This window comes from Mesorhizobium sp. M0276, from assembly GCF_040321755.1.
GTDB lineage: Bacteria > Pseudomonadota > Alphaproteobacteria > Rhizobiales > Rhizobiaceae > Mesorhizobium.
Map to the genome: position 1 here is coordinate 1 of NZ_JAMYSC010000005.1, position 25,632 is coordinate 25,632.

General features: G+C 60.0%; 25 protein-coding genes, 2 tRNA genes and 1 pseudogene. 13 read left to right on the forward strand and 15 right to left on the reverse strand.

Translation table 11 applies throughout. The features are described from left to right. From NKJ01_RS05700 to NKJ01_RS05740, 9 genes and pseudogenes are all read right to left on the reverse strand, one after another. A pseudogene (locus NKJ01_RS05700) lies at positions 1–223 on the reverse strand (Crp/Fnr family transcriptional regulator); the annotation flags it as partial. 258 nt (positions 224–481) lie between these two features. Next, entirely contained in the window at positions 482–910 is a 429-nt protein-coding gene (locus tag NKJ01_RS05705; protein ID WP_352726737.1) for a hypothetical protein, read from the reverse strand. 41 nt (positions 911–951) lie between these two features. Beyond that, complete coding sequence (locus NKJ01_RS05710) at positions 952–1,392, reverse strand: hypothetical protein (RefSeq protein ID WP_352726739.1); 441 nt, start codon at positions 1,390–1,392, stop codon at positions 952–954. Positions 1,393–1,476: 84 nt separating this feature from the next. Then, a complete protein-coding gene (locus tag NKJ01_RS05715; RefSeq protein WP_352726740.1) occupies positions 1,477–1,860 on the reverse strand; it encodes a hypothetical protein in 384 nt (127 codons plus the stop codon). After that, complete coding sequence (locus tag NKJ01_RS05720) at positions 1,850–2,287, reverse strand: hypothetical protein (protein ID WP_352726741.1); 438 nt, start codon at positions 2,285–2,287, stop codon at positions 1,850–1,852. Before NKJ01_RS05720 ends, NKJ01_RS05715 begins: the two co-directional genes overlap by 11 nt. Next, complete coding sequence (locus tag NKJ01_RS05725) at positions 2,280–2,456, reverse strand: hypothetical protein (RefSeq protein ID WP_352726742.1); 177 nt, start codon at positions 2,454–2,456, stop codon at positions 2,280–2,282. The genes NKJ01_RS05720 and NKJ01_RS05725 overlap by 8 nt, the downstream gene beginning before the upstream one ends. A gap of 557 nt (positions 2,457–3,013) precedes the next feature. After that, positions 3,014–3,637: a hypothetical protein gene (locus NKJ01_RS05730; RefSeq protein WP_352726743.1), complete on the reverse strand. Its 624-nt coding sequence runs from the start codon at positions 3,635–3,637 to the stop codon at positions 3,014–3,016. A 45-nt stretch (positions 3,638–3,682) separates the two neighbouring features. Next, complete coding sequence (locus tag NKJ01_RS05735; protein ID WP_352726744.1) at positions 3,683–4,132, reverse strand: hypothetical protein; 450 nt, start codon at positions 4,130–4,132, stop codon at positions 3,683–3,685. Positions 4,133–4,583: 451 nt separating this feature from the next. Further along, a complete protein-coding gene (locus tag NKJ01_RS05740; RefSeq protein WP_352726745.1) occupies positions 4,584–5,156 on the reverse strand; it encodes a recombinase family protein in 573 nt (190 codons plus the stop codon). A gap of 727 nt (positions 5,157–5,883) precedes the next feature. Between NKJ01_RS05740 and NKJ01_RS05745 the strand changes: the two genes are divergently transcribed. The 3 genes from NKJ01_RS05745 (at position 5,884) to NKJ01_RS05755 (ending at position 6,919) form a co-directional block, all read left to right on the forward strand. Next, complete coding sequence (locus tag NKJ01_RS05745; protein WP_352726746.1) at positions 5,884–6,219, forward strand: hypothetical protein; 336 nt, start codon at positions 5,884–5,886, stop codon at positions 6,217–6,219. Between the two features lie 236 nt (positions 6,220–6,455). Then, positions 6,456–6,674 (forward strand): hypothetical protein, encoded by a 219-nt coding sequence (locus NKJ01_RS05750; protein WP_352726747.1) that lies wholly within the window; start codon positions 6,456–6,458, stop codon positions 6,672–6,674. Further along, a complete protein-coding gene (locus NKJ01_RS05755; RefSeq protein WP_352726748.1) occupies positions 6,674–6,919 on the forward strand; it encodes a DUF982 domain-containing protein in 246 nt (81 codons plus the stop codon). Before NKJ01_RS05750 ends, NKJ01_RS05755 begins: the two co-directional genes overlap by 1 nt. A 16-nt stretch (positions 6,920–6,935) precedes the next feature. Here the strand turns inward: NKJ01_RS05755 and NKJ01_RS05760 are convergent, their stop codons facing one another. The 4 genes from NKJ01_RS05760 to NKJ01_RS05775 form a co-directional block, all read right to left on the reverse strand. Continuing rightward, complete coding sequence (locus NKJ01_RS05760; protein ID WP_352726750.1) at positions 6,936–7,202, reverse strand: hypothetical protein; 267 nt, start codon at positions 7,200–7,202, stop codon at positions 6,936–6,938. Beyond that, on the reverse strand, positions 7,192–7,512 hold the full coding sequence (locus NKJ01_RS05765) for a hypothetical protein (RefSeq protein WP_352726751.1): 321 nt from the start codon (positions 7,510–7,512) through the stop codon (positions 7,192–7,194). The genes NKJ01_RS05760 and NKJ01_RS05765 overlap by 11 nt, the downstream gene beginning before the upstream one ends. Positions 7,513–8,145: 633 nt before the next feature. After that, the gene (locus NKJ01_RS05770; RefSeq protein WP_352726752.1) at positions 8,146–9,939 is read right to left on the reverse strand and encodes an ATP-dependent nuclease; all 1,794 of its coding nucleotides are present in this window, start codon (positions 9,937–9,939) and stop codon (positions 8,146–8,148) included. A gap of 292 nt (positions 9,940–10,231) precedes the next feature. Beyond that, entirely contained in the window at positions 10,232–10,936 is a 705-nt protein-coding gene (locus NKJ01_RS05775; protein ID WP_352726753.1) for an SOS response-associated peptidase, read from the reverse strand. A 104-nt stretch (positions 10,937–11,040) separates the two neighbouring features. On the opposite strand from NKJ01_RS05775, the gene NKJ01_RS05780 reads away from it, so the two are divergent. Continuing rightward, entirely contained in the window at positions 11,041–12,072 is a 1,032-nt protein-coding gene (locus tag NKJ01_RS05780; RefSeq protein WP_352726755.1) for a DUF2806 domain-containing protein, read from the forward strand. 73 nt (positions 12,073–12,145) lie between these two features. On the opposite strand, the gene NKJ01_RS05785 is transcribed toward NKJ01_RS05780, so the two are convergent. Together NKJ01_RS05785 and NKJ01_RS05790 are read right to left on the reverse strand one after the other, a co-directional pair. Continuing rightward, complete coding sequence (locus NKJ01_RS05785; RefSeq protein WP_352726756.1) at positions 12,146–13,531, reverse strand: tyrosine-type recombinase/integrase; 1,386 nt, start codon at positions 13,529–13,531, stop codon at positions 12,146–12,148. A gap of 93 nt (positions 13,532–13,624) precedes the next feature. Continuing rightward, a tRNA-Asn gene (locus NKJ01_RS05790) sits at positions 13,625–13,699 on the reverse strand. A 223-nt stretch (positions 13,700–13,922) separates the two neighbouring features. On the opposite strand from NKJ01_RS05790, the gene NKJ01_RS05795 reads away from it, so the two are divergent. The 9 genes from NKJ01_RS05795 (at position 13,923) to NKJ01_RS05835 (ending at position 25,626) form a co-directional block, all read left to right on the forward strand. Beyond that, positions 13,923–14,180 (forward strand): hypothetical protein, encoded by a 258-nt coding sequence (locus NKJ01_RS05795; RefSeq protein ID WP_023757639.1) that lies wholly within the window; start codon positions 13,923–13,925, stop codon positions 14,178–14,180. 418 nt (positions 14,181–14,598) lie between these two features. Further along, positions 14,599–14,672, forward strand: a tRNA-Cys gene (locus NKJ01_RS05800). A gap of 92 nt (positions 14,673–14,764) precedes the next feature. Next, positions 14,765–15,433 carry a protein-L-isoaspartate O-methyltransferase family protein gene (locus NKJ01_RS05805; RefSeq protein WP_352726757.1) on the forward strand — a complete coding sequence of 223 codons (669 nt, stop codon included), beginning with the start codon at positions 14,765–14,767 and terminating at the stop codon, positions 15,431–15,433. A gap of 183 nt (positions 15,434–15,616) precedes the next feature. Further along, positions 15,617–17,005, forward strand: a complete 1,389-nt coding sequence (locus NKJ01_RS05810) for a TolC family outer membrane protein (RefSeq protein ID WP_023757637.1) — start codon at positions 15,617–15,619, stop codon at positions 17,003–17,005. 215 nt (positions 17,006–17,220) lie between these two features. Further along, entirely contained in the window at positions 17,221–18,039 is an 819-nt protein-coding gene (locus tag NKJ01_RS05815) for a DUF2497 domain-containing protein (RefSeq protein ID WP_352726759.1), read from the forward strand. A 356-nt stretch (positions 18,040–18,395) separates the two neighbouring features. Further along, complete coding sequence (locus NKJ01_RS05820; protein WP_352726760.1) at positions 18,396–21,179, forward strand: valine--tRNA ligase; 2,784 nt, start codon at positions 18,396–18,398, stop codon at positions 21,177–21,179. 359 nt (positions 21,180–21,538) lie between these two features. Further along, the gene (locus NKJ01_RS05825; protein WP_352606952.1) at positions 21,539–22,768 is read left to right on the forward strand and encodes an outer membrane protein transport protein; all 1,230 of its coding nucleotides are present in this window, start codon (positions 21,539–21,541) and stop codon (positions 22,766–22,768) included. Between the two features lie 307 nt (positions 22,769–23,075). Next, positions 23,076–24,800, forward strand: coding sequence for a dihydroxy-acid dehydratase (gene ilvD / locus NKJ01_RS05830; RefSeq protein ID WP_023757633.1), 1,725 nt, complete (start codon positions 23,076–23,078; stop codon positions 24,798–24,800). Next, positions 24,787–25,626 (forward strand): tetratricopeptide repeat protein, encoded by an 840-nt coding sequence (locus tag NKJ01_RS05835; RefSeq protein ID WP_023757632.1) that lies wholly within the window; start codon positions 24,787–24,789, stop codon positions 25,624–25,626. Before ilvD ends, NKJ01_RS05835 begins: the two co-directional genes overlap by 14 nt. Positions 25,627–25,632: the final 6 nt, after the last annotated feature.

A 25,632-nucleotide genomic window follows, 5' to 3' on the forward strand; every position in this document is an offset into this window, starting at 1 on the left:
CGTGGCCGACGATGCCGACTTCGCTTTGCCGCCCACCGGTCATGGTGGCAACCACTGACGCGATGCCCTTCTCTGGAAAATACACACGTTCGATCGGCTGATATGAGACCTCAAGCTGGGCTTTGATGCCCAGTTCGACGTGATGCATTGATGGCTGCAATCGCGCGAAATCCTCTTGGGAGAGGGCTTTCAATACATGGTTGCGAATAAGGGATTGGGGCATGGCTCTCTCCCTGACGGGCAAGAGCACGTATCTCTTACTGTCGGCTGCGTCCGAAGCGCTGGCGGCCGATATGGGAAGCATAGGCTTCAAACGTGCGGTTGGCAAAATCTTACAGATCACTGCCTGCCCTTTCGGGTATCCGAGGGAAGCGGATGGTTCGAAGCCGCCCCACGGTCAAACCGCTGAGTGCTCTGACGGTTTTGAAGGCCCACCCCCGACACACCTCTTGGGGCAATGCATCGGGGGCAGGGAAGATGGTCAGTCGGCGAAGGCTGTGCCGGTCTTCCGGGCCGCTGCTATGGCTTGGGCATGCCCGTGGAAGACGTGCCATTCGCCCTTGGCCGCAGCCCTGCGGAGCGCCGGGTAATCAGCCTCGTCGACGTGCTCGAAGTAGGTCTGAAGGTTCAGCCCATGCTGCCGAAGCACATTGAGGTCCAGGTGCTGGCTGAACGCAGCCACCACAACATCAGCCTCAACCGCGTCGATCCCGAAGGCTTCCCCGGTCGGGATTTCTCCGGTCTCCACGAAGGCGTCGACGATGAACTGCTGCTGTTCGTCGGTGTGCGTCTCCCTAAAGCGGTCAAGGCTCTGGTCGGCCATGCGTACAAACTCGGCATACTGCTTCTCTTCCTTCTCGTCATCGGTCAGTTCATCATCCTGGGCTTCGGTCTCGTCGGTATTGTCCACGCTGGGCAACGGCGCATTGCCGTCACTCTCGGCCCCCGTGGTTACCTGAAAGACTTCGGCGCGGCGTAGCCACGGGCAGCCAGCCCATCGACCACGGCCTTGTTGAACTCGGCCTGCGTGATCTGCCCGACCTCGGCCATGTCCTTTGCTTGCGAGTACGAGACCTCGATACCGCCAAGAACCTTGACATGGGTCTTCTCGACCTCTGTCATTGGGGGGATCACCCCGGCGCTCTGCGATGTGATGACGCGATTGGTGCTGATGCCCATGCGCTCGGCCTGGAGTTGGGGATTGTTCCTGACAGAAAGCTCAACCGCGCGGTCGATCTCTTCCCGCTTGGCGCGTTCTATCGCCTCGGCAGCCACGGCGTCTTGCTTGGCCCTGTCAGCTTCGGCCTGTGCAGCCTGAGCCCGCATCATGGCCTGAGCCACCGGCGTGTTGTCGGTCTGGTACTTGTTCGGGTTGTCGATGTAGTCGGTCATTTCATTTCGTTCCTTCAATGTGGGTGTGTTGGCCTCGGAGCGGCATTGCGCCGAGACCTGTTGCTGTTGATGCAGTTGTGACGATCAGCGTCGAGGCGTGAACCCGTAGGTCAACGGCTGCGGGCCTTCAGGACACGCGTCGCGCGCAGCTGGGGTGGACGGTGCGGAAAGGCTGGCGCTGCCTCCGGCGGCCTCTCTGCGCGGCGCTGTAGGCCTCATGGACACCTCGGCATATCGCCTCGCGCAAGCCCCGGCCTCAAGCTCGGCATAGCCGAAGATTTCAAAGCATCGCTCGGCGGCCACGCAGAAATCTTCGGTCCACGTGATGCCGATCCCCGGAAGCCTTCGATCTAACTCGGAGCTGGTTTCCCAGTCATCCGCCTTGATCCACTCAACCAAGGCAAGAGCCGCCTCCCGCGTGGGATAGGTCGCCACCCAGTCCCGCCGCCTGATGTCATCAAGGTTCAAAGCGCGCGTTCCGGTCGTTGCGCCACCTCAACGGCCCATGCTTGACGATCAGCGGCAGATGGTCATGGAAGGTTTCCCCATGCTCGCTGCCTGCTGTCGACGCTTCCAGCATGTCGATTACGCTGGGCTCCTTGTCCCGCGACGGGTGCCGAAGGGGCAGCCTGTTCAGCCAGTTCAGCGCGTCCTGTTCGACATGCCCGCGAAGGCCAGCCTTGACAGCTCCTTTGCCAACCAGTCGCTTCAGCTCCATGTTCAGCATTGACCGGCTGGTGATGTACGCGCGGTCGGTCCATTCGCCGGTGGCCTGGACCCCATGCCTGCGTGTCCGCTTCGTCTCAATCGTCTGAACGATCCATTCCCGGTCGGTCTCGACAACGCGGATTGCCGGGGTGATCTGGCGAACGTGCTTCGGCTGGCTATCAGCCATGGGTGGCCTCAATACGTGCGGCCTCACGCTTCATCTTCCGCACCTCGGCAACCTTGGCCTTGTTGCGGTGATACCATTCCCGGCTGATTTCTTTGGCGCGTTCCGGGTTAGCTGCGCGCCACTCTCGACCATGTATCCGCCATGCAATGCGGTTGGCCTCAGTCGACATGATAAGGGTCGGCTCCTGTAGTGGTGTTCATCGGTTGTGATCCTTTCGGGTGAGTATTCGTGGTGACATTCGAGGGTTCCCCCTTAAAGGGACGCCTCGGGTGACATGGAAGTTTGAAGACCTGTGGAGGGGAGACCATGTCATCCAATCATCAGGTGGCGTACTTCGCCGGTTCTTTGGGGAAGACTCTGCCTGACACCTTGGAACAAGGAGACCACAGAGAATTGACTAAAGATGAAGTGAAACTGTGCTGGGGGTGATCAGGTACTCAGGAGGAACATTCCATGGTCTTCGGAGCGAAGCGACCAGTGACATCCTGATATAGGGGTGTCCCTAGGTTCTGTCTGTTACAGAGGGTTTCTAGGGAGTGTCTTATGTCCCTGTGCAACTCGAGAAAACCTTGGTGTCATCTTCGGATAAGCCTATCGACGATAGGGCACTCGAAGGCCTGACCAAGGTAGTACCCGAAGGGAAATCCTGAGGAAAGGCTATCCCCTATATGCGGTAGTCAACCAGTTAGTAGATTGTTATCATTGGGAAATCTGGTTTGACCGACTTCATAACTTCCGGGTTAGTTTGTACGCTAACGATCTTCTGGTGCCCCGCTTGCGTGAGGCGATCTGTGCCTTGATTGCAGCGACATGCTTCGACACCGCCTGCTTGGAGATGCCGAGCAGCGCCACCATCTCGGATTGAGACCATCCGTCCACGATGTAGAAGGCGACTTTCTCACGAGTGCTTGCCCCGATGCCCTCGGCTGTCCAGGGGTCGAAGCCGAGAAGGTCAGCGACCATGGGAACCTTGCCAGCCTTCAGGTATGCCGCGACATCGAACGGAGCGCGTCCACGCTTGGTTGCCTCATAGCGCTGCACATGGCCCCGCCAAGCGATCCCCTTGCGTTCAGCTTCCAAAGCCTCACAGGGTTTCGACAGGTGAGATCGGACGGCACGGTCGGTGATCCCCAGCACTTTCGCTGAGGCGGGCTGCGAGAAGTCCTCAGCGCGTAGGACGAGCGCGGCCTTCTGGTTGAACTCCGGTGCGCGTTCAGTGTCCTTGCGGGTGGCCTCTTGGTAGCGTGGCGTTGTCCAGCGCGGGCCTTTCTTCCGAAATGCGTCGACCTCGGCAGTCCAGTGATCCGAGACCTTGGAGAAATCCGTATCGAGGAGATCGAAGGTGTTCATATTGGTTCCTTTTGCGATGCGTTGGGGCTGGTCACCCCCTGCGCCTTACGCAGCGGGAGCCAGCTTAATCCAGTCTTCAAGTTGAGCTGTGGCGAGGCGCTTGATGAGCGCGCGCGCCTTGGCTTCTAGGCGTTCCCGCTCGGGATTGGCGGATGGGTTTCGCGTTTCCGTACGTACGGACTGGCCCTGAACAAGCGCCTGCCGCACCCCGGCCTGCTTCTGCCGCCATTCTCGTACTCGGTCGGCCTCGGCAGTTGGACTCTTCCGACCGTCCGCAATGGCAATAAACTCATAGGCTCGAGACTTGCTGATGGGGCAGTGATCGGCGAGGAACGCGACAAACTTGCCCGTCCCAACGCGCTTCTTCGCCTCGATTAGATAAAGGCCCGCCGATTTGGCGTGTTCCATGGCCTTTGCATAATTCTTCTCACCGGCCTTGTAATGCCCGTAGGCCTGAGCCCCGAGTTGTTCGACAGTGGTGTCGTCAAAATTCAAGATCGATCCTTTCGTGATAGTGCTTCATACAAAACAGTTCTCCGGTGATTTCATACAAAACCGGAGGACAGATAGAGAGGCACACGGCCTCACATCTACCGACCAGCCAGTGCGCCACCTCCCATCGCCTCGGAGGAGCGAAACGGGACAATGGGCAGTCGCAACGCTGGGAGAACAGCGCCGGTCGGTAGGTGTGAAGTCGTGTGAAATGCGTTTCGTAGAGCTAGTGGAGGGGTTATTTCCCCGGAGAGCCAATCGCCTCCACAGTGCCAGCGGAAGCCCTTGTGAACTGCGGGGTAGGTGGGCAACCTAACCCCATCCGCGCCTCATGACGGCTAAATCGCCTGCGTAGTGGTAGTGGGTGGGTTATTCAGCGGCTTCTAATGTTAGACCGTCATAGCTAGTGGTCAGGGTATTCATCTGCGTGGAGGGCTTTATCGCGTTCGTAGTCCTAGTCGGGACCTCGACCCGCAGTAAGGACTTTCTGGACCGCTGAAGGTGAACACCCAGCCGCCTTAGCGATCAGCCTCACAGAGCGACCATCGGCCTTCAGAGCCTTAATCAGCTCGTGGTCGAGCGTCACGGGCCTGCCGGTCTTCCACGGCTCACCCTTCTTCTCCGCCTCGGCCTTCGCCTTAGCGATACCTTCCATCTGGCGCTCCTTCCGAAGTGCGGTCTCAAACTCGGCGATGCTGGCGAGGATGCCGAACACCAGCTTGCCTGTTCGCGTGGTCGTGTCCAGCGAAGCATCGTCCAACACCTTGAACCCGACGCCCTTCTTGTCGAGGTCCCTGACGATCTGGTGGAGGTGTGCTGCTGATCTCGCCAGACGGTCCACCTTGGTCACCACGAACACGTCGCCTTCGCGGGCAAACTCCAGCGCAGCCGCCAATTCCTTGCGCTCGTCGTCCAGACCAGACTTCTTCTCGCTGAAGGTCTTCTCAACGCCGGCAGCCTTGAGCTTCTCAAGCTGCACGTCGAGGTCCTGTCCCGTGGTCGAGACGCGGGCATAGCCAATGATCATGGTGTGCACTTTCCTCTAAGAGAGTTGGTGTACGACACTTAGTGGACGATTAGTGCACGTGTCAACAGCAATGTTCACCAACTCATAGGTTTGTGCACGCAGACCCCCAGCACCATTTAGTGGGGCAAGGATCATTTCCCCTCCACCAAGGACCGCCCCTCTGGCGTGATCGTCGCCGCCGTCCTATCCCTGACATAGATGCCTGACGGCCTGGGCAAAGAGTCGCGGTGCCCCTTTACTACGGTCAGGATAACCAGTCCTCGCCTCTCCAGACTTCTAAGAGCCGCTTGGTGTTGTTCAGTCGACTATGGTACGTGCCGGGGCTTTCGGCGTTGGGGTCGGGGCCTTTGAACCCCGCCGCGTACCAGTGCTCCCAAGCTTCTCCGTCGTAGCAGTCGTATTCGTCGCCGAGCTCTGCGCCAACGTAGAGACACTCATATTTAGCAAGCCTTTCCAACATGCTAATCTGCTGTTTGGATAGTCCGCGCGACATCCCGTCTCCATTGCTAAGTGAGGCATCAACTACGAGATAGTGCCTCACTTAACTCACGTCAACAGGCTGGAAAGCGAGTACTGACCCACCGCCAACGCCGCACCACCAGCGTCTGCCCGCGTGGTGAAAGGAAAGGGGCATGGGGGGTCGGCGCGCGTGCCTGTTATCCGATAACCCGCTCAGAAATTTCTACCAAACAATCCCGACCTACATTAGACTTCCCTAATGGTATCCATGCGGTACGGCCTTAGGAAGGAACGCGACGAGTCCTGGACTGTCTTCGACGTGTTCACCGGGCAGCCGGCTGTGTACGAGGGCCACGAAGCCGTCGACCTCGACATGGAATATGCCGACGATCTGGTAGACCTTCTGAACGCTGTCGACCTGAAACGTAGGGTTGCCCGAGGTGATCTTGATGGAACCATACTGTCCCGAACGAGTTTGACGCTCTGGGGTGGAGTAGTCCCAATCATGGCCGAGCGTTATCAATCAGGGCAGATGTCGGCTGCGAACGCTGTTCGGCGGATGATTGCGTCCGATGAGACCGTCATTACCTCCACAAGGTGTTAGATCTGAAGATCGAGGCGGAACTGCCTGGCGCCATCGGGGCACTGCTTGCTTTGCTTGATCTGAAAGGACGAGACGAACCGTCCGAAACCCCCTGACCTTTCTCCCCTATTGCTCTCCATTGATTCGGTCTACGTGAGGTCCCTCCCTCGGCTTGGTACGTTTGGAACATTGATTTATTTGTGGGATTGACCCCTAGATGAATGCTTGGGTTTCTTCCCTGGGGAGGGAGGAGGGCTATGACGGCTCAAGCGTTCCGTCCTACCGCCAAAGAGGCGATAGAGGCAGCTATCCATCACGTCCGATGCGGCAGCATCGTCTCGGTCAAGGAAGCCGTTGCGGCAGTCCGAACATTAAACCCGTATTTGCAAGAGACAGACTGCGAACTGGTCGAAATCATTGTCGACCGGGCCACGCTCCACGGGCAGTTCGTGTGCTTCGATCTTAAAGAGCCCTGATGGCTCTCCATTGGTTCAACCCTCCGGTCTACGTCAGGACCGACCGCCCAGGCATCCGCTTCGGCGTCAGCCACGTCGAAGGGGCCGCCGAGCAGCTCCTGAAGTGGACGAAGCGTGGCCCAAAGTGGAAACTGGCGGTCGAAACCTGCATGGCTGCAATGGGAGGCAACGTGCCCACTCAGGAGGTCCGCAGGGCATTCGAGGCGGCGGCGAAGGAGGAGGGGATGTTCCTTCCCCCTGCTTAGGCCTCCCGGCCAGTCCTCACTCCATGTCCGGCACGTCGCCGCCGACAAAGAGCGTCGTTGGCTCACCGTATTCGCCAAGCGCCGGGTTGGCATCACGCGACCACGCAATGACACCGGCGTGTTTCCCTGCCAAGGCCCTTGCGGTCCTTATCGCCCGGTCTTCGGTCTGCTGCTCGGCTGGCCCATAGGCTTGCTGTAGGTCGCCTGCCTCATCGCGGTCGAACGCGGTGACGACGATTAGCTTCGGCGCCGCCTTTTGCTGAGGCATCAAGTTATCCGACATGGTGGTCTTCCTTCCGCTGGACTAGAAGCCGATTGAAGTTGAGCGGTGCAGGGGGAAGAACCTCGGCCATCTCGAATAGAGGCACCAATGGGACCTCACTTTCGGGGACTTTCTGCTTGGCCTTCAGGGCTGTGATTTCCTCGTCGCGTCGCGCAATTCGGCTTTCCAGATTGGCAATTCGCTCCGTCAAGAAATAGCGTCCAACGGCAAATCCTCCGCCACCGAACAGCACGGCAAACGTGGCAAAGGCTGCCGGATTAGCCGCTACCAGCGCGGTGTTGCTTCCGATGAAAGCGATAAAGTCGTGCATCGAGCGCCGTCACTCCCAACCAAGCACGGGCGGCGTAGGGTCAATGTTGATTGCCACCCTCCCGGACGCCGATGGGCCAGGGCGAGGATTTGGATTTCCAGGTCCATTTCAGCGCCTCCTAACGTCCCGTCCGAACAGTGAACAAAAAAGGAACAAATAAGTCAAGCGTGAATTGACTATGAGAGGAATCAATTCCTATTCCGTGTCATGCCTGATACTGGTGGAAGACGAAAGCGCGGCGGCGAATGGAAGCTCGGCAATGCCCATGAGATCGGGCAGCCTCGTGCTGGTCCGTTGTGGGCTTTGCAACGTCAAGCGCTGGTACCTGCCGAGTGACCTGAGGGAAATCTTCGGAGACATTGAGGCCGATTTGGTCGGGAGCAAAATGAGCTGCAGGCGATGTGGTAGGAACGAGTACATGCACGCCGAAACGCAAACCCCATCGGCACGAGAACGGCAGGGCATTCGCGTGACGCGGCTGGCCGAAATCAGGACGGTTCGGCGCGTAATCTGGCGGGAGGAGGAGTGAGCTGGCGGGAGGAGGAGGAGTGAGAAAGACTGCTTTCGACCCATTGCGGAGGCTCGCTCGCCCTCGCGAACTCGTTCGGCCGAGCCACGACTAGCCGATGACCATCATTGCACGGCAGGGGCCTTCTTGGCCGATGGAGGCTTGGCTGTCGACCAAATCTTCCCGATGAACTCACGGGCCTCCTGCAGCTCGGGATCAGTTTCCAAGCTACGCTCTTCCAAGACCTTCTCAACGAATCCCGGACCATGTGAGCCAACGCTGCGGCAGAAGCCTTCAATCTCGCCGACCGGCACGATCCAGAGTCGATGCTTGCTGCACTTCTCGCTGAGGGCATCGAAGTGTTTGATAGGCTCCCCAGCCGGAAGTGCGCTGCGCCCACTCCGTTTCATCGCACTCCAAGCCGACATGGTCTTGAACACCTCTTTGATCGCGCGTTCCCTTTCTTCGGGAAATTCTCCTGTCCCTGAAACGCCCACAAGTTGCCCCGCGACGAGCCCCGCAACTTGCTCGGCGTTGAGCGGAGGGCGCTGCTTTAGAACCACATCGGAAACGGTCTTCCAGTGCGTATTCATGTCCGCCCAGTCGCCGCCGAGCTTCTGGAGCAGATTCTTGAAAGTACCCTCATCGTTGAGAATATCGATATCAGCGATAACGGAGACCGGTACGTCGAGTGATCGCAGCGTATCGGCAAGCTTCGCCATTCGATGTTTACCAGAAGTGTGAACGAAGAGCACGTCCGGCCGACGGTCGCCGGAAATCGAGGGAAGGTTCAAGATGGACTGGTAGAACATGCAGTCGGCATCGGCCTCGCAGATGACGACGTGTTCGAAGAAGATGCCGTCGAAGACACGCGAGTAGCGAGCCAAAGTGTCCTTCGCCACGGCTTTTGTCTGCTCCTTGCCCAGTTCCTTGACGCGATTCACATCGCCCTCGCGGCGCAGACGAACGATGCGAACCTTATCAGAGCCACCTTCCACCAGCCCGTCCAGAATGTCCGTGCTGTGCGTCGAGATGAAGAGCTGGGAGTTCCCCGGTCTGTTCTCCGCAATGTATCGGCCAAGGAGCCGTGCCTGAGGCGGATGAAGGAAAGCCTCGGGCTCGTCGAGAAATTGGATCGAATGGGATCGCGCCGCCAGCACGTGGAGTATGACCGCAGCAAAACTGCGCATACCGTCGCCTTGCCTTTCGAGCATGACGTTCGACCGCTGTAAGGCCTCGATAAATTCCTTGGAGAGCTCATCCTTGCCGGACGGCACTGTTGGCTTCTCACCAACGTAGAGTGGGAAGGTGCTGCCACCGGCACGGAACGGGATGAGATCCTTGCCGAAGGCATGCTGGAACTTGTCGCTGATGTCATTCGACAAGTCGGGGTCCATCAGCAGTATGTGGATCGGGTGTGTTGGCGGGGACTGGAAGAGCGCGAGAGCTGGCGCTGCGTTGGAGTCCTGAATGCGGCTTTCGGTAGTCAGCAGCTTGGCGAAGAACGGCGCCACTGGGTGCCGGTCGGCCGGCTGATCGAAGTAATGCAAGTGCGTGTGGTGGATGTTGTAGCCGATTCCGCCGTAGGCAATATCGACACTATTACCGCTCTTCTGCGCTTTGGCTTCGAGGTATGCACGCAGATCATCCTGAGTTCCAACTTTGCGCATCGTTGCGCCCTTGATGACGAGCCCGGGCTTGGACTTCGCGACCCATGCCTCCAGCTCACGCAGTGCTGCGCTTTTGCCCGCATTGTTCGGGCCGACGAAGACGACGATGTCGTCATCATCCAGCGTCAGTTCGGTCCCATCGGAGAACGTGATTGTCTCGAATGAAAGCTGCGGACGAAGCAACTCAATTTCATTTTTTTGCGCCTTATCCTCGTGGCCCTTCGTCGTTGTTCCCCCTTCCGTTGTCATTGTTCCCCCTTCCCGAGTTAATTTCCAGGCTGCTTCCTGTACGCCATCAACCGGGAAGGCAATCCCCATGTGAGACTACGGCGTAGTCTTCTGGCCAGACTGTTGTTTGAGAATCTAACTCTTGCCCCACAACGGCTGGCGACGCGATGGCCTGGGGCACTTGCGCTACATCACCGCCTAAGTCGCGACTCGCGGGCTTTTGGGGCTGCCTGCTCGTCCGTGTGCCAGACGGGAATGACGGCTCGCCACCGATTGCAGACCTCTCATTGAAGCCGCTCTATTGCCGTCCTAACTAGAACAGCGAGCCTTGGGCCGCCGCCTGCTGCGGAAACTTGATCTGCGTGGCCGGCTTCTCGACAATCACGAGGGCATCATCCGGTGCCGTGCGCTGTAATCGCTTGGCTTCTGCCCATGGCGCGGTAAGCCACGTCTCGGTCTCCTGTTGAGTAGTTAGGATAACCGGCATGGCCTTCTCATGGATCGGCTTGATGAGGGCATTAGGTGCTGTCGTCATGAACCCATAAAGCTCGAAGTCGCCGGGGCCGTCCTTGACCTTGCGAACGCCCTGCCAGCGAGTCCAGAGCCCGGCGAAGAAGAACAGAGGGCGGTCCCTATTGAGTGCGAACCAGTAGTTCCGCTGAATGCCGGTCTCAGGGTCCTTGTCGCCGGGCGTGGGGCTGGGCTCCGCAAAGCTCGTGACGGGCACCACACAGCGATGCTCGAGGCCGACATACTGTTGCCAGTGGCCGTATTGCGGGTTGCGGATGTTGGTGGTGCCGTAGTCGGCCTTGCCCTTTACCCGCTCGGGCGGCGTCGGCATTCCCCAAAGCAGATTGGCGACCTCGCGCTGCCCATCCGGCGCATTGCGCACCACGGGGCCGGGCTGGTTGGGATAGATGTCAACGGACGGCTCAAGGTTGCCCAAGATGTCCCGCAGAGTATGAGTCCATTGGCGGATCGCCTCTTGCGACGTGGTGATGTTGTAGAGGTTGCACATTAACGGTGCCGTAGAAATTGGCTGCTCTGTTGAAAGAGGGGAGTCATCAGTGGCTATTTGACGCCTAGACCTGCATGGTGGTTGCCGGCGGGAGTGAGAAGTTAATGACCGATGATCCTTTGGGCGGCGAAATATCAATTTCGGGGAAGATTACTGAAACTGGCGTGGAGGGCAAGGTCAAGAGCCGAATGGTTTCGGCCTTCGACCGACTTCTAGGTAATCTATTTGATTGGAAGAACCCAGTGTTGGAACGCCGAGCCAGCGTCGAGCGAGCGAAGGCTGCAGGCGAGATCGCGGTCATAGCTGCCATCGCAGAAGCGGCTGTCAAACAAATTGGTGAAGATCCCAGCTTGGCACGCCGCGCCGTAGATGCCCACATTGAGCAATTAGTTAGGAAACAGCACAACAAAGAAGCTGTTGTTTTGGAGGCTTTTAATGAGATTAAGGCGTTGCCCGCACAGGCGACAGAGTCTTCGACTGCGGAAAGTGAAAGTGCCGAGCTGGACGGGGACTGGCTGAACTTCTTCGAGAGCTACGCGGAGAAGGCAACTACGGAGAAGATGCAAACGCTCTGGGGGCGGATACTAAGTGGCGAAATCCGAAACCCGGGCAGTTTCTCTCTAACGACGCTAAGGGTTGCTTCCGAACTCGAGCCACGCATAGCGCAGATGTTCCAGCGATATGCGGCAACCCGCATCAATGAGTTCCACCTTCCTCGCCCACAAAATATGGCAGGCACACCGCTGAGAAATTTTTTAGATCTAGAAGCAGTGGGGCTGGTTCAACAAGCTAGCGGTACTCTGCACTTACCGAGGAAGTTAGAGACACCAGGCCAGGACGAATTGATGATTGGCCGAGAACATTTGCTCAAACTGCTTTGCGTCGAACAGACATCAACTGCATATCAAATCCCTGTAGTCGGTATGACGATGGCGGGTAGCCAGCTTGCCGCGTTTCTTCCTTGGGATGCGAAGCTGGCAGCGCTCGCTATTGCGGAGGGAGTTAAGGAGCAGTTTCGACAAATAACTCTCCATAAAGTGGTGGCGTCGTCGGATGGGAACATACACTACATGACGGCGGGGGAAGCCATTTTTCCGCTCAGTTCGAACAATGAGGATACGCCGTCAGCAGGTTAGCGAGGGCAGAGGGTGCCTTGTTGTCAGTTTCAAGCAGATGCCCCCCGACTTCCGGCATCGCCAGGTACTTGTGCTAAGGCTCTCTGGCGTGCGCCGCCTCAAGCGCCCGTCTCGCCACCTCAAGCCGCGCTTCGTCACCGCCATAGTCCTCCCCAACGCTGCCCGATGAGTGACCGAGAACGATTTCTTGGTCGGACTTGGTGACGCCGGCCAGCCGCAGCCGGTCCTTCATGAGATGGCGAAGCGAATGGGTCGTGGCCTTTGGATCGGTCACACAAGCTCGAACGTGCTTGCCCAAGGCGGCAGAAGCTGAGGACGCGCCCTTGGGACGTCCGTAGGTCGGAAAGAGCATCGTTGCATTGCCGGCAGCCTTGACGGCTTGCTTCGCGGCCTTGAGAGCGTCACCTATCAATGGGACATTGCGCCGCGACACCTTATTCTTAATGCGCCGCTCGTCATGCCACTCGACCGTGATGTGCGGTATGGCTTGGTCAAGGTGCACGTCCGCGACACGAAGGCCGGAAACCTCAGCGAGGCGGCACCCTGTGCCATTTAGAATTGTCCAGATGTGCTGAAGGTCTGCCTTCGCATGATACGCGATGCGGGCGGTTATGGCGGTGACCTCGGCCTGGGTAAAGGGGCGGCGTTTGTCCTTATCGGGCTCGGCCTTGTCTTTCGGCGCCGCTTCCAAATTCATAAATGGATTGATGACGCCGGCTAGGTCAAACTCTCTTATTGCATGGTTGATCATGGCACGGACCACGTTCAGATAGCGGTCCACAGAAGACGCTTTGCGCCCATCGAGCATGTGGTCACGGACTTCCTTGGCGTCCTCGCGCTTAAGGCTAGATAGTTTGCGATCCTTGCCGAGTGCTTCGTTGACAAGCTTGAAGACCCGCTCAAGCTCCATTTTCTTGGTTTTGTCATTGCCAACGCGCTCCTTGAGATAAAGGCGCTTGGCGTCTTCGAGGGTTGGATCGGGCCGCTGTTGGCGCTGGCCAAGGAGAAGTGCATGGATGAGGGCACGGTCGTCCACCGCGATGCCGACCGGATTGCCACCAGCGTCCACGGGGTACTTCTCTGCAACCTGCTCAGCGATCACCTCACGTGCAAGCGCCTCCGGATCATCTTCATCCTCGGGGCCGCTCCACTCGGGATTAAGATGAAGCGCTCTGAGCTGCGAACGGCTCCGCCTGAATTGCTCAAACGCGGTCGGGGAGGGCACGTTGTCATGGGTACCGCCTTGCGAGCCTCGGTGCGGCTGCGACCAAAGGCGCAACTGCTGCTCTGCCTGCGCGTGCACCTTGGGGTAAGCCTTAAGAGCTTCATGTTCGGTCGCCCCGAGTGGAACTAGGATTTCCAACTTGCCCGCTGCGGCCTGAAGTTTCTTTGGGATTTTGCGCCGATAGCGCCAGCCGGCAATGCCACGTTTCTGGATGTGCTTCACGTCGATCTTCATAGTTCAGGGTACCCCGCAGTGTATCGCGCGGTGTATCTCTGGGGAAGTGGAAACCCTTGCAAGGCTTGGGTTTCAAGGCTTTTCTGGATTAAGTGGCTCCCCGGGCCGGATTCGAACCAGCGACCAACCGGTTAACAGCCGGTTGCTCTACCACTGAGCTACCGGGGAACGGAGGCTCTTATGCGAGTTGCGCAGCGTATAGCTGCCCTTTTCGGCTTTGCAAAGAAGCAATTCGCATTTTTCCGAGGCTTTTTCGCACAGGCGTTTCTCGCAATCGTCGAGAGATGCCCTCATATTAGCAGTCTTGGCAGGGATACGGAACCGAAAGCGCGGCCGCGCTTGGGTTCGCTGATGCTTCTGAACGATCAAAACGGGTCAATCTTTCGAGACGATGACAGCACAAGATAACCACATGCCGGCGCGCAAAATCTCAGTTTTCGGGCGCGAGTTCAAAATGCCGCGCTCGCGCGGGCTCAGAATCACCATCGGTGTCCTGCTGACCATCGGCGGCATCCTCGGGTTCCTGCCGATCCTCGGTTTCTGGATGGTCCCGCTCGGATTGCTGGTGCTTTCCTATGAGTTCGCCATGGTGCGGCGCCACCGCCGACGCTTTGTCGTCTGGTGGGAACGGCGGCGCCGGCCGGATTGACATGGCGTGGGCACGCCTCAGCGGGCCCTTGCTTCACGGATCTGCATGAGAATCGTCGCGGCTGAGGCAAGCTTTGCCCTTTGCCCGCGCCTTCAATGGACAGGCCGGTCGGTGGCGTAGTGCAAAAACTCTCCGCACCGCGCTCAGGACAGGGCTGGCGGAGCATTCTTGTCTATCATCTCCATTGCCTGGCGCATGGCCTTGTCTCCTGCCGTGCTCACGCGTGAACCCCGAAGGGGTTTTTCCTGCGGCAGGCAATGCTTAAGAAGCATCTAATGTAGCTGTGGGCTTGGGCCTGACGATTTGACAGGGTCTGCCCGGATCGGCGCACAGGGAAACCGATCGGAATGCACGGTGGCCGCTTGACGGCATTTTCGCCGCAACCTATTGGAACCGGGTGGAACGCCGGGAGCAACGAGGCCTCGTGGCGGAGTGGTTACGCAGAGGACTGCAAATCCTTGCACCCCGGTTCGATTCCGGGCGAGGCCTCCAACGCCCGGGCCCCCGCGCAGCAAGCGTAGGGGGCCTGAAGTTCCTGACGTAATGAACCGCGGTTCTGGCGCGGCAAGCGGATTGGTTGGAACATGAGCGCTGATTTCTCCGAGCTTCGCGTCAAGATGGTCGATGGCCAGGTTCGCACCACCGATGTGACCAGCGCGCCGCTGCTCGAGGCCATGCTCATCGTGCCACGAGAAGCTTTTGTTGGCGCCGCCCAGCGCGATCTCGCTTACATCGACGAGGACATCCGCATTGCCACCGGCGCGGACGGCGCGCGCTACCTGATGGAACCCTCGCCGCTGGCCAAGCTCATCCAACTGGCTGAGATCAAGTCGACCGACTCGGCGCTCGATGTCGGCTGCGGCACGGGGTACGCTTCGGCCATCCTGTCGCGGCTGGCCAGGTCCGTGGTGGCGCTCGAAAGCGATTCGGCGCTGGCGGAAACCGCCAGAACGACGCTATCGTCGCTTGGCTGCAGCAATGTGACCGTTGTGCAGGGGGCGTTGCCACAAGGGCATGCCGCCCAGGCGCCTTATGACGTCATCTTCGTCGGCGGCAGCGTCACGGAAGTCCCAGTGCCGCTGCTCGACCAGCTTGCCGAAGGCGGCCGACTCGTCGCCGTTGAAGGGCAAGGTAATTCCGGCCTGGCCCGACTTTTTTTTAAGGCCGGGGGGGTTGTAACCGGAAGACGCGCGTTTAATGCGGCAATTAAGCCACTACCGGGATTCGAACGTATTCATGCTTTCGAGTTTTGAATGATTTTGCCTTGCAGCAGAGGCATTGTCATGGTCGCTTGCATTTGAACAATTGTTGCTGATCCGCAAACTGGGGGCACTTTGGGGCTGAGCAGCAGGGAACATCGAACACGCGGCGGCGGCTGATCACGACGAGAAGCCGGTGCGGCGCAGTTCCCATGGAAAACGAATGAGGGTTTAACCGTGCCGTCTGTACGAAAGTCACTTTTCACCGCCGTCCTCGTTTCGGCGACCATGCTGTCCCCACTGACCGCTTCGGCGGAAACCATCTCAGGCGCGCTTGCAAAGGCCTATCAGTACAATTCTTCGCTGAATTCGGCCCGCGCCGGCGTTCGTATTACCGATGAGAGCGTCGCCATCGCCAAGTCGGGCTGGCGTCCGACCATCAACGGCTCGGCGACAATCGACTATTCCAGCAGCCATCTCACCGGTGCGGATCGTAGCGTACGGCTGACCACCGGCAATTTTGGTGTCCAGATCAATCAGACGCTGTTCGACGGCTTTCAGACCAGGAACAATGTCGCTGCCGCCGAATCACAGGTTCGCGCTTCGGTCGAAAGCCTGCGCAACACCGAAGAGAACACCCTGTTCAGCGCGGCGCAGGCGTATATGAACGTGATTCGCGACCGCCAGATTGCAGTGCTGACCGAACAGAACCTGCAATTCCTCACCGAAACGGCGCGCGCGGCGCGTTCGCGTTTCGAGGTTGGTGAAGGCACGCGTACCGACGTCGCGCAGGCCGATGCTTCGCGGGCCGCCGCCGTCGCATCGCTGAGCGCCGCCCGGGCGCAGGCACTGGCGAGTGCCGCGACCTATCGCGAGATCGTCGGCGACGAACCAGGCAAGCTCAAAGGCGCTTCGCCGGTGGCAAAGCTGTTGCCGTCAAGCCTGGCCGCCGCCATCGGGGTGGCCTCGAACGAGCACCCGGCCATCCTTGCCACCCAGCATCTGGTCGACGCTGCTTCGTTTTCGGTGAAGTCGGCCGAAGGCGCGCTGCTGCCGCAGCTATCGGCTTCCGCCGGCGTCTCGAGCGCCTATCGCAACACCGTGCCGGGCTTCCTCTCGACGCAGGACGGCACCACCAATTCGGCCAGTGTCGGGGCAACGCTGACCATCCCGATCTATTCTGGTGGCCGCACCTCGGCGATTGTTCGCCAGGACAAGGAATCGCTCAGCCGGGCCCGCATCGAGGTCGACGTGAGCCGCGACCAAGTGCGCCAGGCCGTCACCGCCGCCTGGACCGAGTACACCGCCGCGCAGCAGCAGCTGACGGCCAACAGGCAAGTGATCGAGGCCGCGAAGCTGGCGTTGAACGGCGTCATCGAAGAACGCAATGTCGGCCAGCGCACCACGCTCGATGTCCTCAACGCACAGGCTACGGTCATCACCGCCGAGATCAACCAGGCGAGTTATGAGCATGATGTGGTGGTGGCGAGCTATGCCATCCTGCAGGCGACCGGCCGCCTGTCCGTCGACCGCCTCGGCCTGCAGGTGACGAAATACAAGCCTGAAGAGCACTACAACGCCGTCAAGGACAAGTGGATCGGCCTGCGCACGCCGGACGGCCGCTGAGGGCGCCCGGTCCGGTTTTTTCCGTCTCGCCGTTTGAGCAGAATTGCTTGCTCCGCTCCTCCTGGGCTTGAGATCGCGCTAATCTGTTGAAATCCCACAAGTCCCCAGATTGGGGATTCTCGTGCGGCGATCCGTCGGCTACGCTGTGGCCATGATTCGATCCGGCCTTGCCGGAGCGGAAATCCACAGAGGTCACAAAGGCGGCGGATGTGACGATGGCAACGGCAAGCAGCGCACAGCGCGAACCTTCCATGGAAGAGATCCTGGCTTCCATCAGGCGAATCATCGAGGACAGCGACGGCGGCCGCAAGCAGCCGGGCGACGCCGATGAGTTGCGCCAGGATCTGGAGCCGGCGTCGAGCGGCGATGCTGCCCCCGACGTCGAGGCATTCCGTGCCGACCTGCATGCCGACCCCGAGGTCAGGAAGCCCGTGACGCTGGCGGAAGTCCAGGCGCAGCCGCCGGCGGCCGAGCCGGTGATTGCGCGTATGGAAACGCCGGTTCGCGCCGATCCGGCCCCTGCAAAGCCATCGATGACACTTGCCGAGGTCAGTGCCCGGATTGCCGCCGAACCGGCTGCGGTCGACGCGCCGGCACCACGTCCCGTCATTGCCCCCGACGCTCCTGTTGCCGATTGGCGGCGCGAGATCGCCGCGGTTGGTGAGCAGGCCAAAATGGTGTCGGACAGGGCCGAGGCACGCAAGCCGGTTGCCCAGCCGTTGGTCGACGATTCAAGGGACGAACCGAGCGCGAAAGCGATCTCCGAGCCGCCTCGTTCAGAGACGGTACGGCCGGTGCCAGCTAGTGACGCGCCGCGTCCGGCGATCGTTTCCGAGCATACGGGCCGGCAGGTTGCCGCCGCCTTTGGCGAGCTTTCCGACGCGTTTGCCAGCCGCAGCAAAAAGACATTCGACGAGATGGCCGAAGAGATGCTGCGCCCGATGCTGCAGGATTGGCTCGACAACAATCTGCCGACGCTGGTCGAAAGGCTTGTGCGCGAAGAGATCGAGCGCGTGGCGCGCGGCGCGCAGTAGCCGTATCGATTGCCAAAAAATGGAGACGGCGCCCTCGTGGCGCCGTTTCTTTGGGGAGGTCAGTTTGTATTGGTGACGAGGCAGACAGGTCGCCGCCGGATTCCCTTGCCTTAGTGGACCGTGTTCGAGATCTTCCACGTCCGCCGGTCGGATTATGGCTATCCGGCATGCAGAAAATCCCTGTCGGACGCCAAGGGCGAGGCTCTGCGCCAAACACGGGCATGCCTTGCGTTGAAATGAACAAGGCCGCGCCTATCTGCCTGTGAATGGCCGCGACAGCCTTGCGGTTGACTTGGCCAAAACCTTCCGATTTACACCGGACCAGCAAAACTCCCGACAGCGCGGATCATTTTCCCATGCTTGAAAAGACCTACGACGCCAAAACCGTCGAGCCGAAAATCGCCAAAGTCTGGGAAGAGGCCGACGCGTTTCGCGCCGGTGCCGGGGCCGAGGAGGGGGCGGAGGCTTTCACGATCGTCATCCCGCCGCCGAACGTCACCGGTTCGCTGCATATGGGGCACGCGCTTAACAACACGCTGCAGGACATATTGGTGCGCTTCGAGCGAATGCGCGGCAAGAACGTGCTGTGGCAGCCAGGCATGGACCATGCCGGCATCGCCACGCAGATGGTGGTCGAGCGCCAGCTTATGGAAAAGCAGATCCACCGCCGCGACCTGAGCCGCGAGCAGTTCATCGAGAAAGTGTGGGAGTGGAAGGCCGAATCCGGTGGCGCGATCTTCAACCAGCTGAAGCGGCTCGGCGCCTCTGCCGACTGGTCACGCGAACGCTTCACGATGGACGAGGGCCTGTCCGAGGCCGTGCTTGAAGTGTTCGTCACGCTCTACAAGGAAGGCCTGATCTACAAGGACAAGCGTCTTGTGAACTGGGACCCGAAGCTGCTGACCGCGATCTCCGATCTCGAGGTCGAGCAGCAGGAGGTCAACGGCAATCTCTGGCATTTCCGCTACCCCATAGAGGGCCAGGCCTTCGACCCGGAAAACCCAAAAACCTTCATCACCGTGGCGACGACGCGCCCCGAGACGATGCTGGGCGATACGGCCGTTGCCGTGCACCCCGACGATGAGCGTTTCCGGCACCTGGTCGGCAAGAAAATCGTTCTGCCGATCGTCGGCCGCAAGATTCCCGTGGTGGCGGATGAATATTCCGACCCTGAGAAGGGCTCCGGGGCGGTCAAGATCACGCCGGCGCACGACTTCAACGACTTCGAGGTCGGCAAGCGTCACAAGCTGCCGGCGATCAACATCCTGACCACCGCGGCGACGGTAAGCCTCAAGGACAATGAGGATTTTCTTGCCGGTCTCGAGGTGACGCCGGAGCGCCAGGCGGTCTGGGATGAAGTCGATGGGCTCGACCGCTTCGTCGCGCGCAAGAAGATAGTCGAGCTGATGGAAGAAGGCGGTTTCCTCGAAAAGGTCGAGCCGCATCGCCACGCCGTACCGCATGGCGACCGCGGCGGCGTGCCGATCGAGCCGTTCCTGACCGAGCAATGGTATGCCAACGCGGCGGAGCTGGCCAAACCGGCGATCGCATCGGTGCGCGAGGGCCGCACGAACTTCGTGCCGAAGAACTGGGAGAAGACCTATTTCGACTGGATGGAGAACATCCAGCCCTGGTGCATCTCGCGCCAGCTCTGGTGGGGTCACCAGATACCAGCCTGGTATGGGCCGGACGGACGGGTCTTCGTTGAGAAGACCGAGGAAGAGGCGCTGGGCGCGGCGATCGAATATTATCTGGCGCTGGAAGGGCCGTGGAAGGCATGGGTCGAGGACAAGCTCGAGAATTTCCAGCCAGGCGAGATCCTGACCCGCGACGAGGATGTGCTCGACACCTGGTTCTCGTCGGCGCTGTGGCCGTTCTCGACCTTGGGATGGCCGGATGAGACGCCCGAGCTGAACACCTACTACCAGACCGACGTGCTGGTGACCGGCTTCGACATCATCTTCTTCTGGGTCGCCCGCATGATGATGATGGGCCTGCACTTCATGGACGAGGAGCCTTTCCACACCGTCTATGTCCATGCGCTGGTCCGCGACAAGAACGGGCAGAAGATGTCGAAGTCGAAAGGCAACGTCATCGACCCGCTCGACCTCATCGACGAATACGGCGCCGATGCGCTGCGCTTCACCCTGACGGTGATGGCGGCCCAAGGCCGCGACGTGAAGCTCGACCCGGCGCGCATCGCCGGCTATCGCAACTTCGGCACCAAGCTGTGGAACGCGACGCGTTTTGCCGAGATGAACGAGGTTGCGCGCGATGACGATGTCTGGCTGAACGACGCCAAGCTGGCGGTCAATCGCTGGATCCTGACCGAGCTGACGCGCGCCGCGCGCGAGATCACCGATGGCATCACCTCATACCGCTTCAACGAGGCGGCGGGTGCCGCCTACCGCTTCGTCTGGAACCTGTTCTGCGACTGGTACCTGGAACTGCTGAAGCCGGTGTTCATGGGCACTGACGAGGCGGCCAAGGCCGAAAGCCGCGCTTGCGTCGCTTTCGTGCTGGACGAGATCTATAAGCTGCTGCATCCGATGATGCCGTTCATGACCGAGGAGCTGTGGGCGCAGACTGCAGGCGAAGGCAAGGAACGCGCGTCGCTGCTGTGCCATGCCGCATGGCCATCGCCGGACTTCGAAGACGCGGATGCTGCCGCCGACATCAACTGGCTGGTCGACCTCGTTTCAGGCATCCGCTCCGTGCGCTCGGAAATGAACGTGCCGCCGGCTGCCATTGCACCGCTGGTGGTGGTCGGCGCCAACGATGTGACGCGCGAACGGCTTGTCCGCGAGGATTCGGCGATCAGGCGGCTGGCACGCGTCGGCGACATCTCGCTGGCCGATGTCGCACCAAAGGGCTCGGCGCAGATCGTGCTCAACGAGGCGACGATCTGCCTGCCGCTCGGCAGCCTGATCGATCTTGTCGCGGAGGCGGCACGGCTGCGGAAGGAATTGGCCAAGGTGACCGAGGAAATCGCGCGCCTGCACAAGAAGCTGTCGAACGAAAGGTTCGTCGCCAGCGCGCCGGCGGAGATCGTCGAGGCCGAGCGCGAAAAGCTGGCCGAATACCGCGACGCACAGGAGAAGCTTTCGGTCGCGTTGACCAGGGTTCGCGACGCCGGTTGAGGGCGGGATTCGTGAGATTTTAGCGCCCTCTAAAACGACAGTTTCTTGCCGCGAAAATAGACATTCCGTTGCGTTAATGTTGACGTAAACGGAAGTTTTAGCCCCATTGTTGCCATAATGTAACAATGGGGCCGGATACCCCGTAAAATGCCCTTTTCTTGGGCCATTTTGGAGAAGTTTCCCCGATTTTGTTGGTTCATTTGCACCCAAATGCCGTGTTTTCGGTGTTGCGGGAGAGTCGGAATTTTGCGGAAAACGCACTCTGATCAACTGTACGTGTACGCTTCTTGAATTCGTTGTTGCACCGTTAACCTGAATTGGTTCTAGCTTGATGCACGGTTATTCGGGGGAGGACATCCATGAACAATTTGCGTCTGAAAGCACTGCTGGGGGCAGGGTGCTTGTCGCTGGCTTTGATCGGAACCGCGATGAGTTCGGCGCATGCTGGCGGCCTGGAGCGCGGCGGTTACGACATCGATCTTTTGTTTGACCCTGCGCCGTTCTCTACGGAAGCGGAAGCGACTTACGTGATGCCGGATCGTAAGCTCAAGAATGCGCGCGGTCCTGGCGGGGCCGACCTAGGTTTCGGGACCTCGGCCGATGGGGCCGAGAACTATTGGGTCCCGCGCATCGGCGCGAAGGCCCAAATCGTCCAAGGTGTCGACTGTATGATTGACTACTCGCAGCCTTGGGGTGCGCATGTTGCGCCCGGCGTGTGGAATGGTGCGTTTTCCAACATGGAAACCGACATCAAAAGCGATAACTACGCTGCGACTTGCTCTTACAAAATGGATGCGGGCAAGGGTCAACTCCGCTTTATCGGCGGTGTTTTCTACCAGAAGGTCTACGGTTTCAAGGAAAGCCTGGTGTCACCGCTGGTGCCCGACTTCGGCGGCACCGGTCGCGTCGATCTGACGAGCAACGGCTGGGGCTGGCGCGCCGGCCTTGCCTACGAAATCCCCGACATCGCGTTGCGCGCGAGCCTCGTCTATAATTCGAAAGTTAAGCTCGATAACATTTCGGGCACGCTCGATCTGACAAATGTCGGCAGCGTCGTTCTTCCGATCTACGGCTCAACGCAGTACATGCCGGACGTGGTGGAATTGAAAATGCAGTCGGGCATCGCGCCCGGCTGGCTCGCCTTCGGTTCGATCAAGTGGGTTAACTGGAGCGTGCTGCAGAGTGTGCCGATCTGTCCGGTCGGTGTCCCAAGCGCGTTTTGCTTCACGAACTCGCCAGGCGAAGTAACGTCGCTCGACCTGATGTATCGTGACGGCTGGACGGTCACGGGCGGCATCGGTCATAAGTTCAACGACGAGTGGAGTGCGGCCGGCCAGCTCTCCTGGGATCGCGGCACTTCGCATGGCTACGGCTCGCAGACGGACTCCTGGACGCTGGGGGGCGGTGTCGCTTACACCCCTAAGCCGAATATCGAGGTTCGCTTGGCTGGCGCGGTTGGCGTGCTGACAAGCGGTCATTCCGGTATATTGATTGGGGAGAACGGTAAAGTTGTTGGAGATGACGCCACCTACGACTTCGGCAACGATCTCGTCACAGCGATTTCAGGCGGCCTCAAGATCAAGTTCTAAACCTCTGAAAAGCTGAACGAAAAAGGCCGGGCATCGCTCGGCCTTTTTCGTTGGCAGGTCTGGTCAGGCGCCCAGTTACCCAAGCCGCGTTGCACATAAACCGCACCGTTTTCACCTCGTGCGATTGTGACGTTTCGGCAACACTTTCTGAACAACCCCTGCGCTAAAGGTCAGGCCAAGGAAATTGCCCATTTCCCGCCATAAACCCGGCGCACCTCGATCTTGTCTCGGGACACGCGCCAAAAGGCTCGGCGATGGGGCAGGCCGCATCGCCCCCTTTTCAGGGAAGATGTGGGCAAGGAAGAGTATGGACGCCAAAGTCATTTCCAAGGCTAAGCTCCCCAGCCGCCATGTGACCGTCGGTCCGGCGCGGGCGCCGCACCGTTCCTATCTCTACGCAATGGGCTTGTCGGCAGCCGAGATCGCGCAGCCGCTGGTCGGCGTCGCATCCTGCTGGAACGAGGCGGCCCCCTGCAACATCTCGCTGATGCGCCAGGCGCAGGTGGTCAAGAAGGGCGTTGCGGCCGCCAATGGCACGCCGCGCGAATTCTGCACCATCACCGTCACCGATGGCATCGCCATGGGTCACCAGGGCATGAAGTCGTCGCTGGTGTCGCGCGAGGTCATAGCCGATTCAGTCGAACTCACCATGCGCGGACATTGCTATGACGCGCTGGTTGGGCTGGCCGGCTGCGACAAGTCGCTGCCCGGCATGATGATGGCCATGGTGCGGCTCAACGTGCCGTCGATCTTCATCTATGGCGGTTCGATCCTGCCCGGCAGCTACCGCGGCCGCCCCATCACCGTGCAGGATGTGTTCGAGGCAGTCGGCCAACATTCGGTCGGCAAGATCGATGATGCCGAGCTTCTCGAAATCGAACAGGCGGCCTGTCCGTCGGCTGGCTCCTGTGGCGCCCAGTTCACCGCCAACACCATGGCCACCGTCGCCGAAGCGATCGGCCTAGCGCTGCCCTATTCCTGTGGCGCGCCGGCGCCGTACGAAATGCGCGATCGTTTCAATTTCGCTTCGGGCGAAAAGATCATGGAGTTGATCGCGAAAAATATCCGGCCGCGCGACATCGTCACGCTGAAGGCACTGGAAAATGCGGCGACCGTGGTTTCGGCCACCGGCGGCTCGACCAACGCAGCACTGCATCTGCCGGCGATCGCACACGAGGCCGGCATCAAGTTCGACCTGTTCGACGTGGCGAAGATCTTCGAGAAGACGCCTTACATCGCCGACCTCAAGCCGGGCGGCAAATATGTCGCCAAGGACATGTTCGAGGCCGGCGGTATCCCGCTGTTGATGAAGACATTGCTCGACCACGGCTATCTGCACGGTGACTGCCTGACCGTGACTGGCCGCACTTTGGCCGAAAATATGGAGCACGTTGCCTGGAATGAACACCAGGATGTGGTCCGCCCGGCCAACACACCCATTACCCAAACCGGCGGTGTCGTTGGGTTGAAGGGAAACCTCGCCCCCGAAGGCGCGATCGTCAAAGTCGCCGGCATGTCGGAGCTGAAGTTCTCCGGCCCGGCACGCTGTTTCGATTCGGAAGAGGAATGTTTCGAGGCGGTAACGCATCGCAACTACAGGGAAGGCGAGGTTCTCGTCATTCGCTACGAAGGGCCGCGCGGCGGCCCCGGCATGCGCGAAATGCTGTCGACGACGGCAGCGCTCTATGGCCAGGGCATGGGCGGCAAGGTGGCGCTGATCACCGACGGGCGCTTCTCGGGCGCGACGCGCGGTTTCTGCATCGGCCATGTCGGGCCGGAGGCAGCGGTGGGCGGTCCGATCGGGTTGCTCAGGAATGGCGACGTGATCTCGATCGACGCGGTGAACGGCACGATCGATGTGGCGTTATCCCAAAGCGAACTGGCGGCGAGGGCGAAGACCTGGAAGGCGCGCAAGACCGACTATCAGTCGGGCGCGATATGGAAATATGCACAGACGGTGGGGCCGGCGCGCGATGGCGCTGTGACCCATCCGGGCGGTGCGAAAGAAACACATTGCTATGCGGACATCTGAGTTGTTGAGGTCGTCTGTCTTTTCGGCACTGGTCGTGGCTGCCACTTTTGGCGCGACCTTTGGCGCCGTGGGCCAGGCCATGGCCTTCGATGACAAGGTGTTCGACGACAAAACCGGCGTGAAGCCGCAGTCGAGCCCGTGGGCGGTGTTCCAGTTCGGCTTCTCCGCCTACAAGAACGGACACAAGGAACAGGCCGCCGAGGCCTACAAATACGCCGCCGAAAACGGCCAGATCGGCGCCACCTGGAAGCTTGCCCGCATGTATGCGGAAGGCGACGGCGTGGCGCGCGACGACTATGAGGCGTTCAAGTTCTTCTCGGAGATCGTCGACCAGGATGTCGAGCCCGGCTCGCCCGAGGAAAGCTATGTCTCCGATGCGTTGGTGGCGCTTGGCGACTATCTGCGCAAGGGCATTCCCGGCAGTCCGGTCACCGAGAACGAGGTGGCCGCTCAGGAATATTACATGCGCGCCGCCGCCAACTACCGCAATCCGAACGCGCAGTTCGAGATGGGGCAGATGTTCCTGAAGGGCGAGGGCGGCGTGAAGGCCAGTGTCAAGCAGGCTGGGCGCTGGTTCCAACTCGCCGCCGAGAAGGGCCATGCCGGCGCGCAGGCGACATTGGGCCACCTGCTGTTCCAGAGCGGCAAGATCGTTCGCGGCCTGGCGATGATGACGGCTGCGCTCGAACGCGCTTCGCCGGCCGATCAGCCCTGGATACGCGGCATGCAGGAGGAGGCATTTGCCACCGCCGGCGAAGCCGACCGCCGCACCGCGATCTCGCTGGCGGACGATATCCTCACCAAGGGCAGCAACTCGGACCAGTAGGCGCTG

Coding starts and splice junctions, on each gene's coding strand:
- NKJ01_RS05710 (WP_352726739.1), bottom strand. CDS start 1,392: ATGACCGACTACATCGACAACCCGAACAAGTACCAGACCGACAACACG.
- NKJ01_RS05720 (WP_352726741.1), bottom strand. CDS start 2,287: ATGGCTGATAGCCAGCCGAAGCACGTTCGCCAGATCACCCCGGCAATC.
- NKJ01_RS05725 (WP_352726742.1), bottom strand. CDS start 2,456: ATGTCGACTGAGGCCAACCGCATTGCATGGCGGATACATGGTCGAGAG.
- NKJ01_RS05730 (WP_352726743.1), bottom strand. CDS start 3,637: ATGAACACCTTCGATCTCCTCGATACGGATTTCTCCAAGGTCTCGGAT.
- NKJ01_RS05740 (WP_352726745.1), bottom strand. CDS start 5,156: ATGATCATTGGCTATGCCCGCGTCTCGACCACGGGACAGGACCTCGAC.
- NKJ01_RS05745 (WP_352726746.1), top strand. CDS start 5,884: ATGCGGTACGGCCTTAGGAAGGAACGCGACGAGTCCTGGACTGTCTTC.
- NKJ01_RS05750 (WP_352726747.1), top strand. CDS start 6,456: ATGACGGCTCAAGCGTTCCGTCCTACCGCCAAAGAGGCGATAGAGGCA.
- NKJ01_RS05755 (WP_352726748.1), top strand. CDS start 6,674: ATGGCTCTCCATTGGTTCAACCCTCCGGTCTACGTCAGGACCGACCGC.
- NKJ01_RS05760 (WP_352726750.1), bottom strand. CDS start 7,202: ATGTCGGATAACTTGATGCCTCAGCAAAAGGCGGCGCCGAAGCTAATC.
- NKJ01_RS05765 (WP_352726751.1), bottom strand. CDS start 7,512: ATGCACGACTTTATCGCTTTCATCGGAAGCAACACCGCGCTGGTAGCG.
- NKJ01_RS05770 (WP_352726752.1), bottom strand. CDS start 9,939: ATGACAACGGAAGGGGGAACAACGACGAAGGGCCACGAGGATAAGGCG.
- NKJ01_RS05775 (WP_352726753.1), bottom strand. CDS start 10,936: ATGTGCAACCTCTACAACATCACCACGTCGCAAGAGGCGATCCGCCAA.
- NKJ01_RS05780 (WP_352726755.1), top strand. CDS start 11,041: ATGACCGATGATCCTTTGGGCGGCGAAATATCAATTTCGGGGAAGATT.
- NKJ01_RS05785 (WP_352726756.1), bottom strand. CDS start 13,531: ATGAAGATCGACGTGAAGCACATCCAGAAACGTGGCATTGCCGGCTGG.
- NKJ01_RS05795 (WP_023757639.1), top strand. CDS start 13,923: ATGACAGCACAAGATAACCACATGCCGGCGCGCAAAATCTCAGTTTTC.
- NKJ01_RS05805 (WP_352726757.1), top strand. CDS start 14,765: ATGAGCGCTGATTTCTCCGAGCTTCGCGTCAAGATGGTCGATGGCCAG.
- NKJ01_RS05815 (WP_352726759.1), top strand. CDS start 17,221: ATGGCAACGGCAAGCAGCGCACAGCGCGAACCTTCCATGGAAGAGATC.
- NKJ01_RS05820 (WP_352726760.1), top strand. CDS start 18,396: ATGCTTGAAAAGACCTACGACGCCAAAACCGTCGAGCCGAAAATCGCC.
- NKJ01_RS05825 (WP_352606952.1), top strand. CDS start 21,539: ATGAACAATTTGCGTCTGAAAGCACTGCTGGGGGCAGGGTGCTTGTCG.
- ilvD (WP_023757633.1), top strand. CDS start 23,076: ATGGACGCCAAAGTCATTTCCAAGGCTAAGCTCCCCAGCCGCCATGTG.
- NKJ01_RS05835 (WP_023757632.1), top strand. CDS start 24,787: ATGCGGACATCTGAGTTGTTGAGGTCGTCTGTCTTTTCGGCACTGGTC.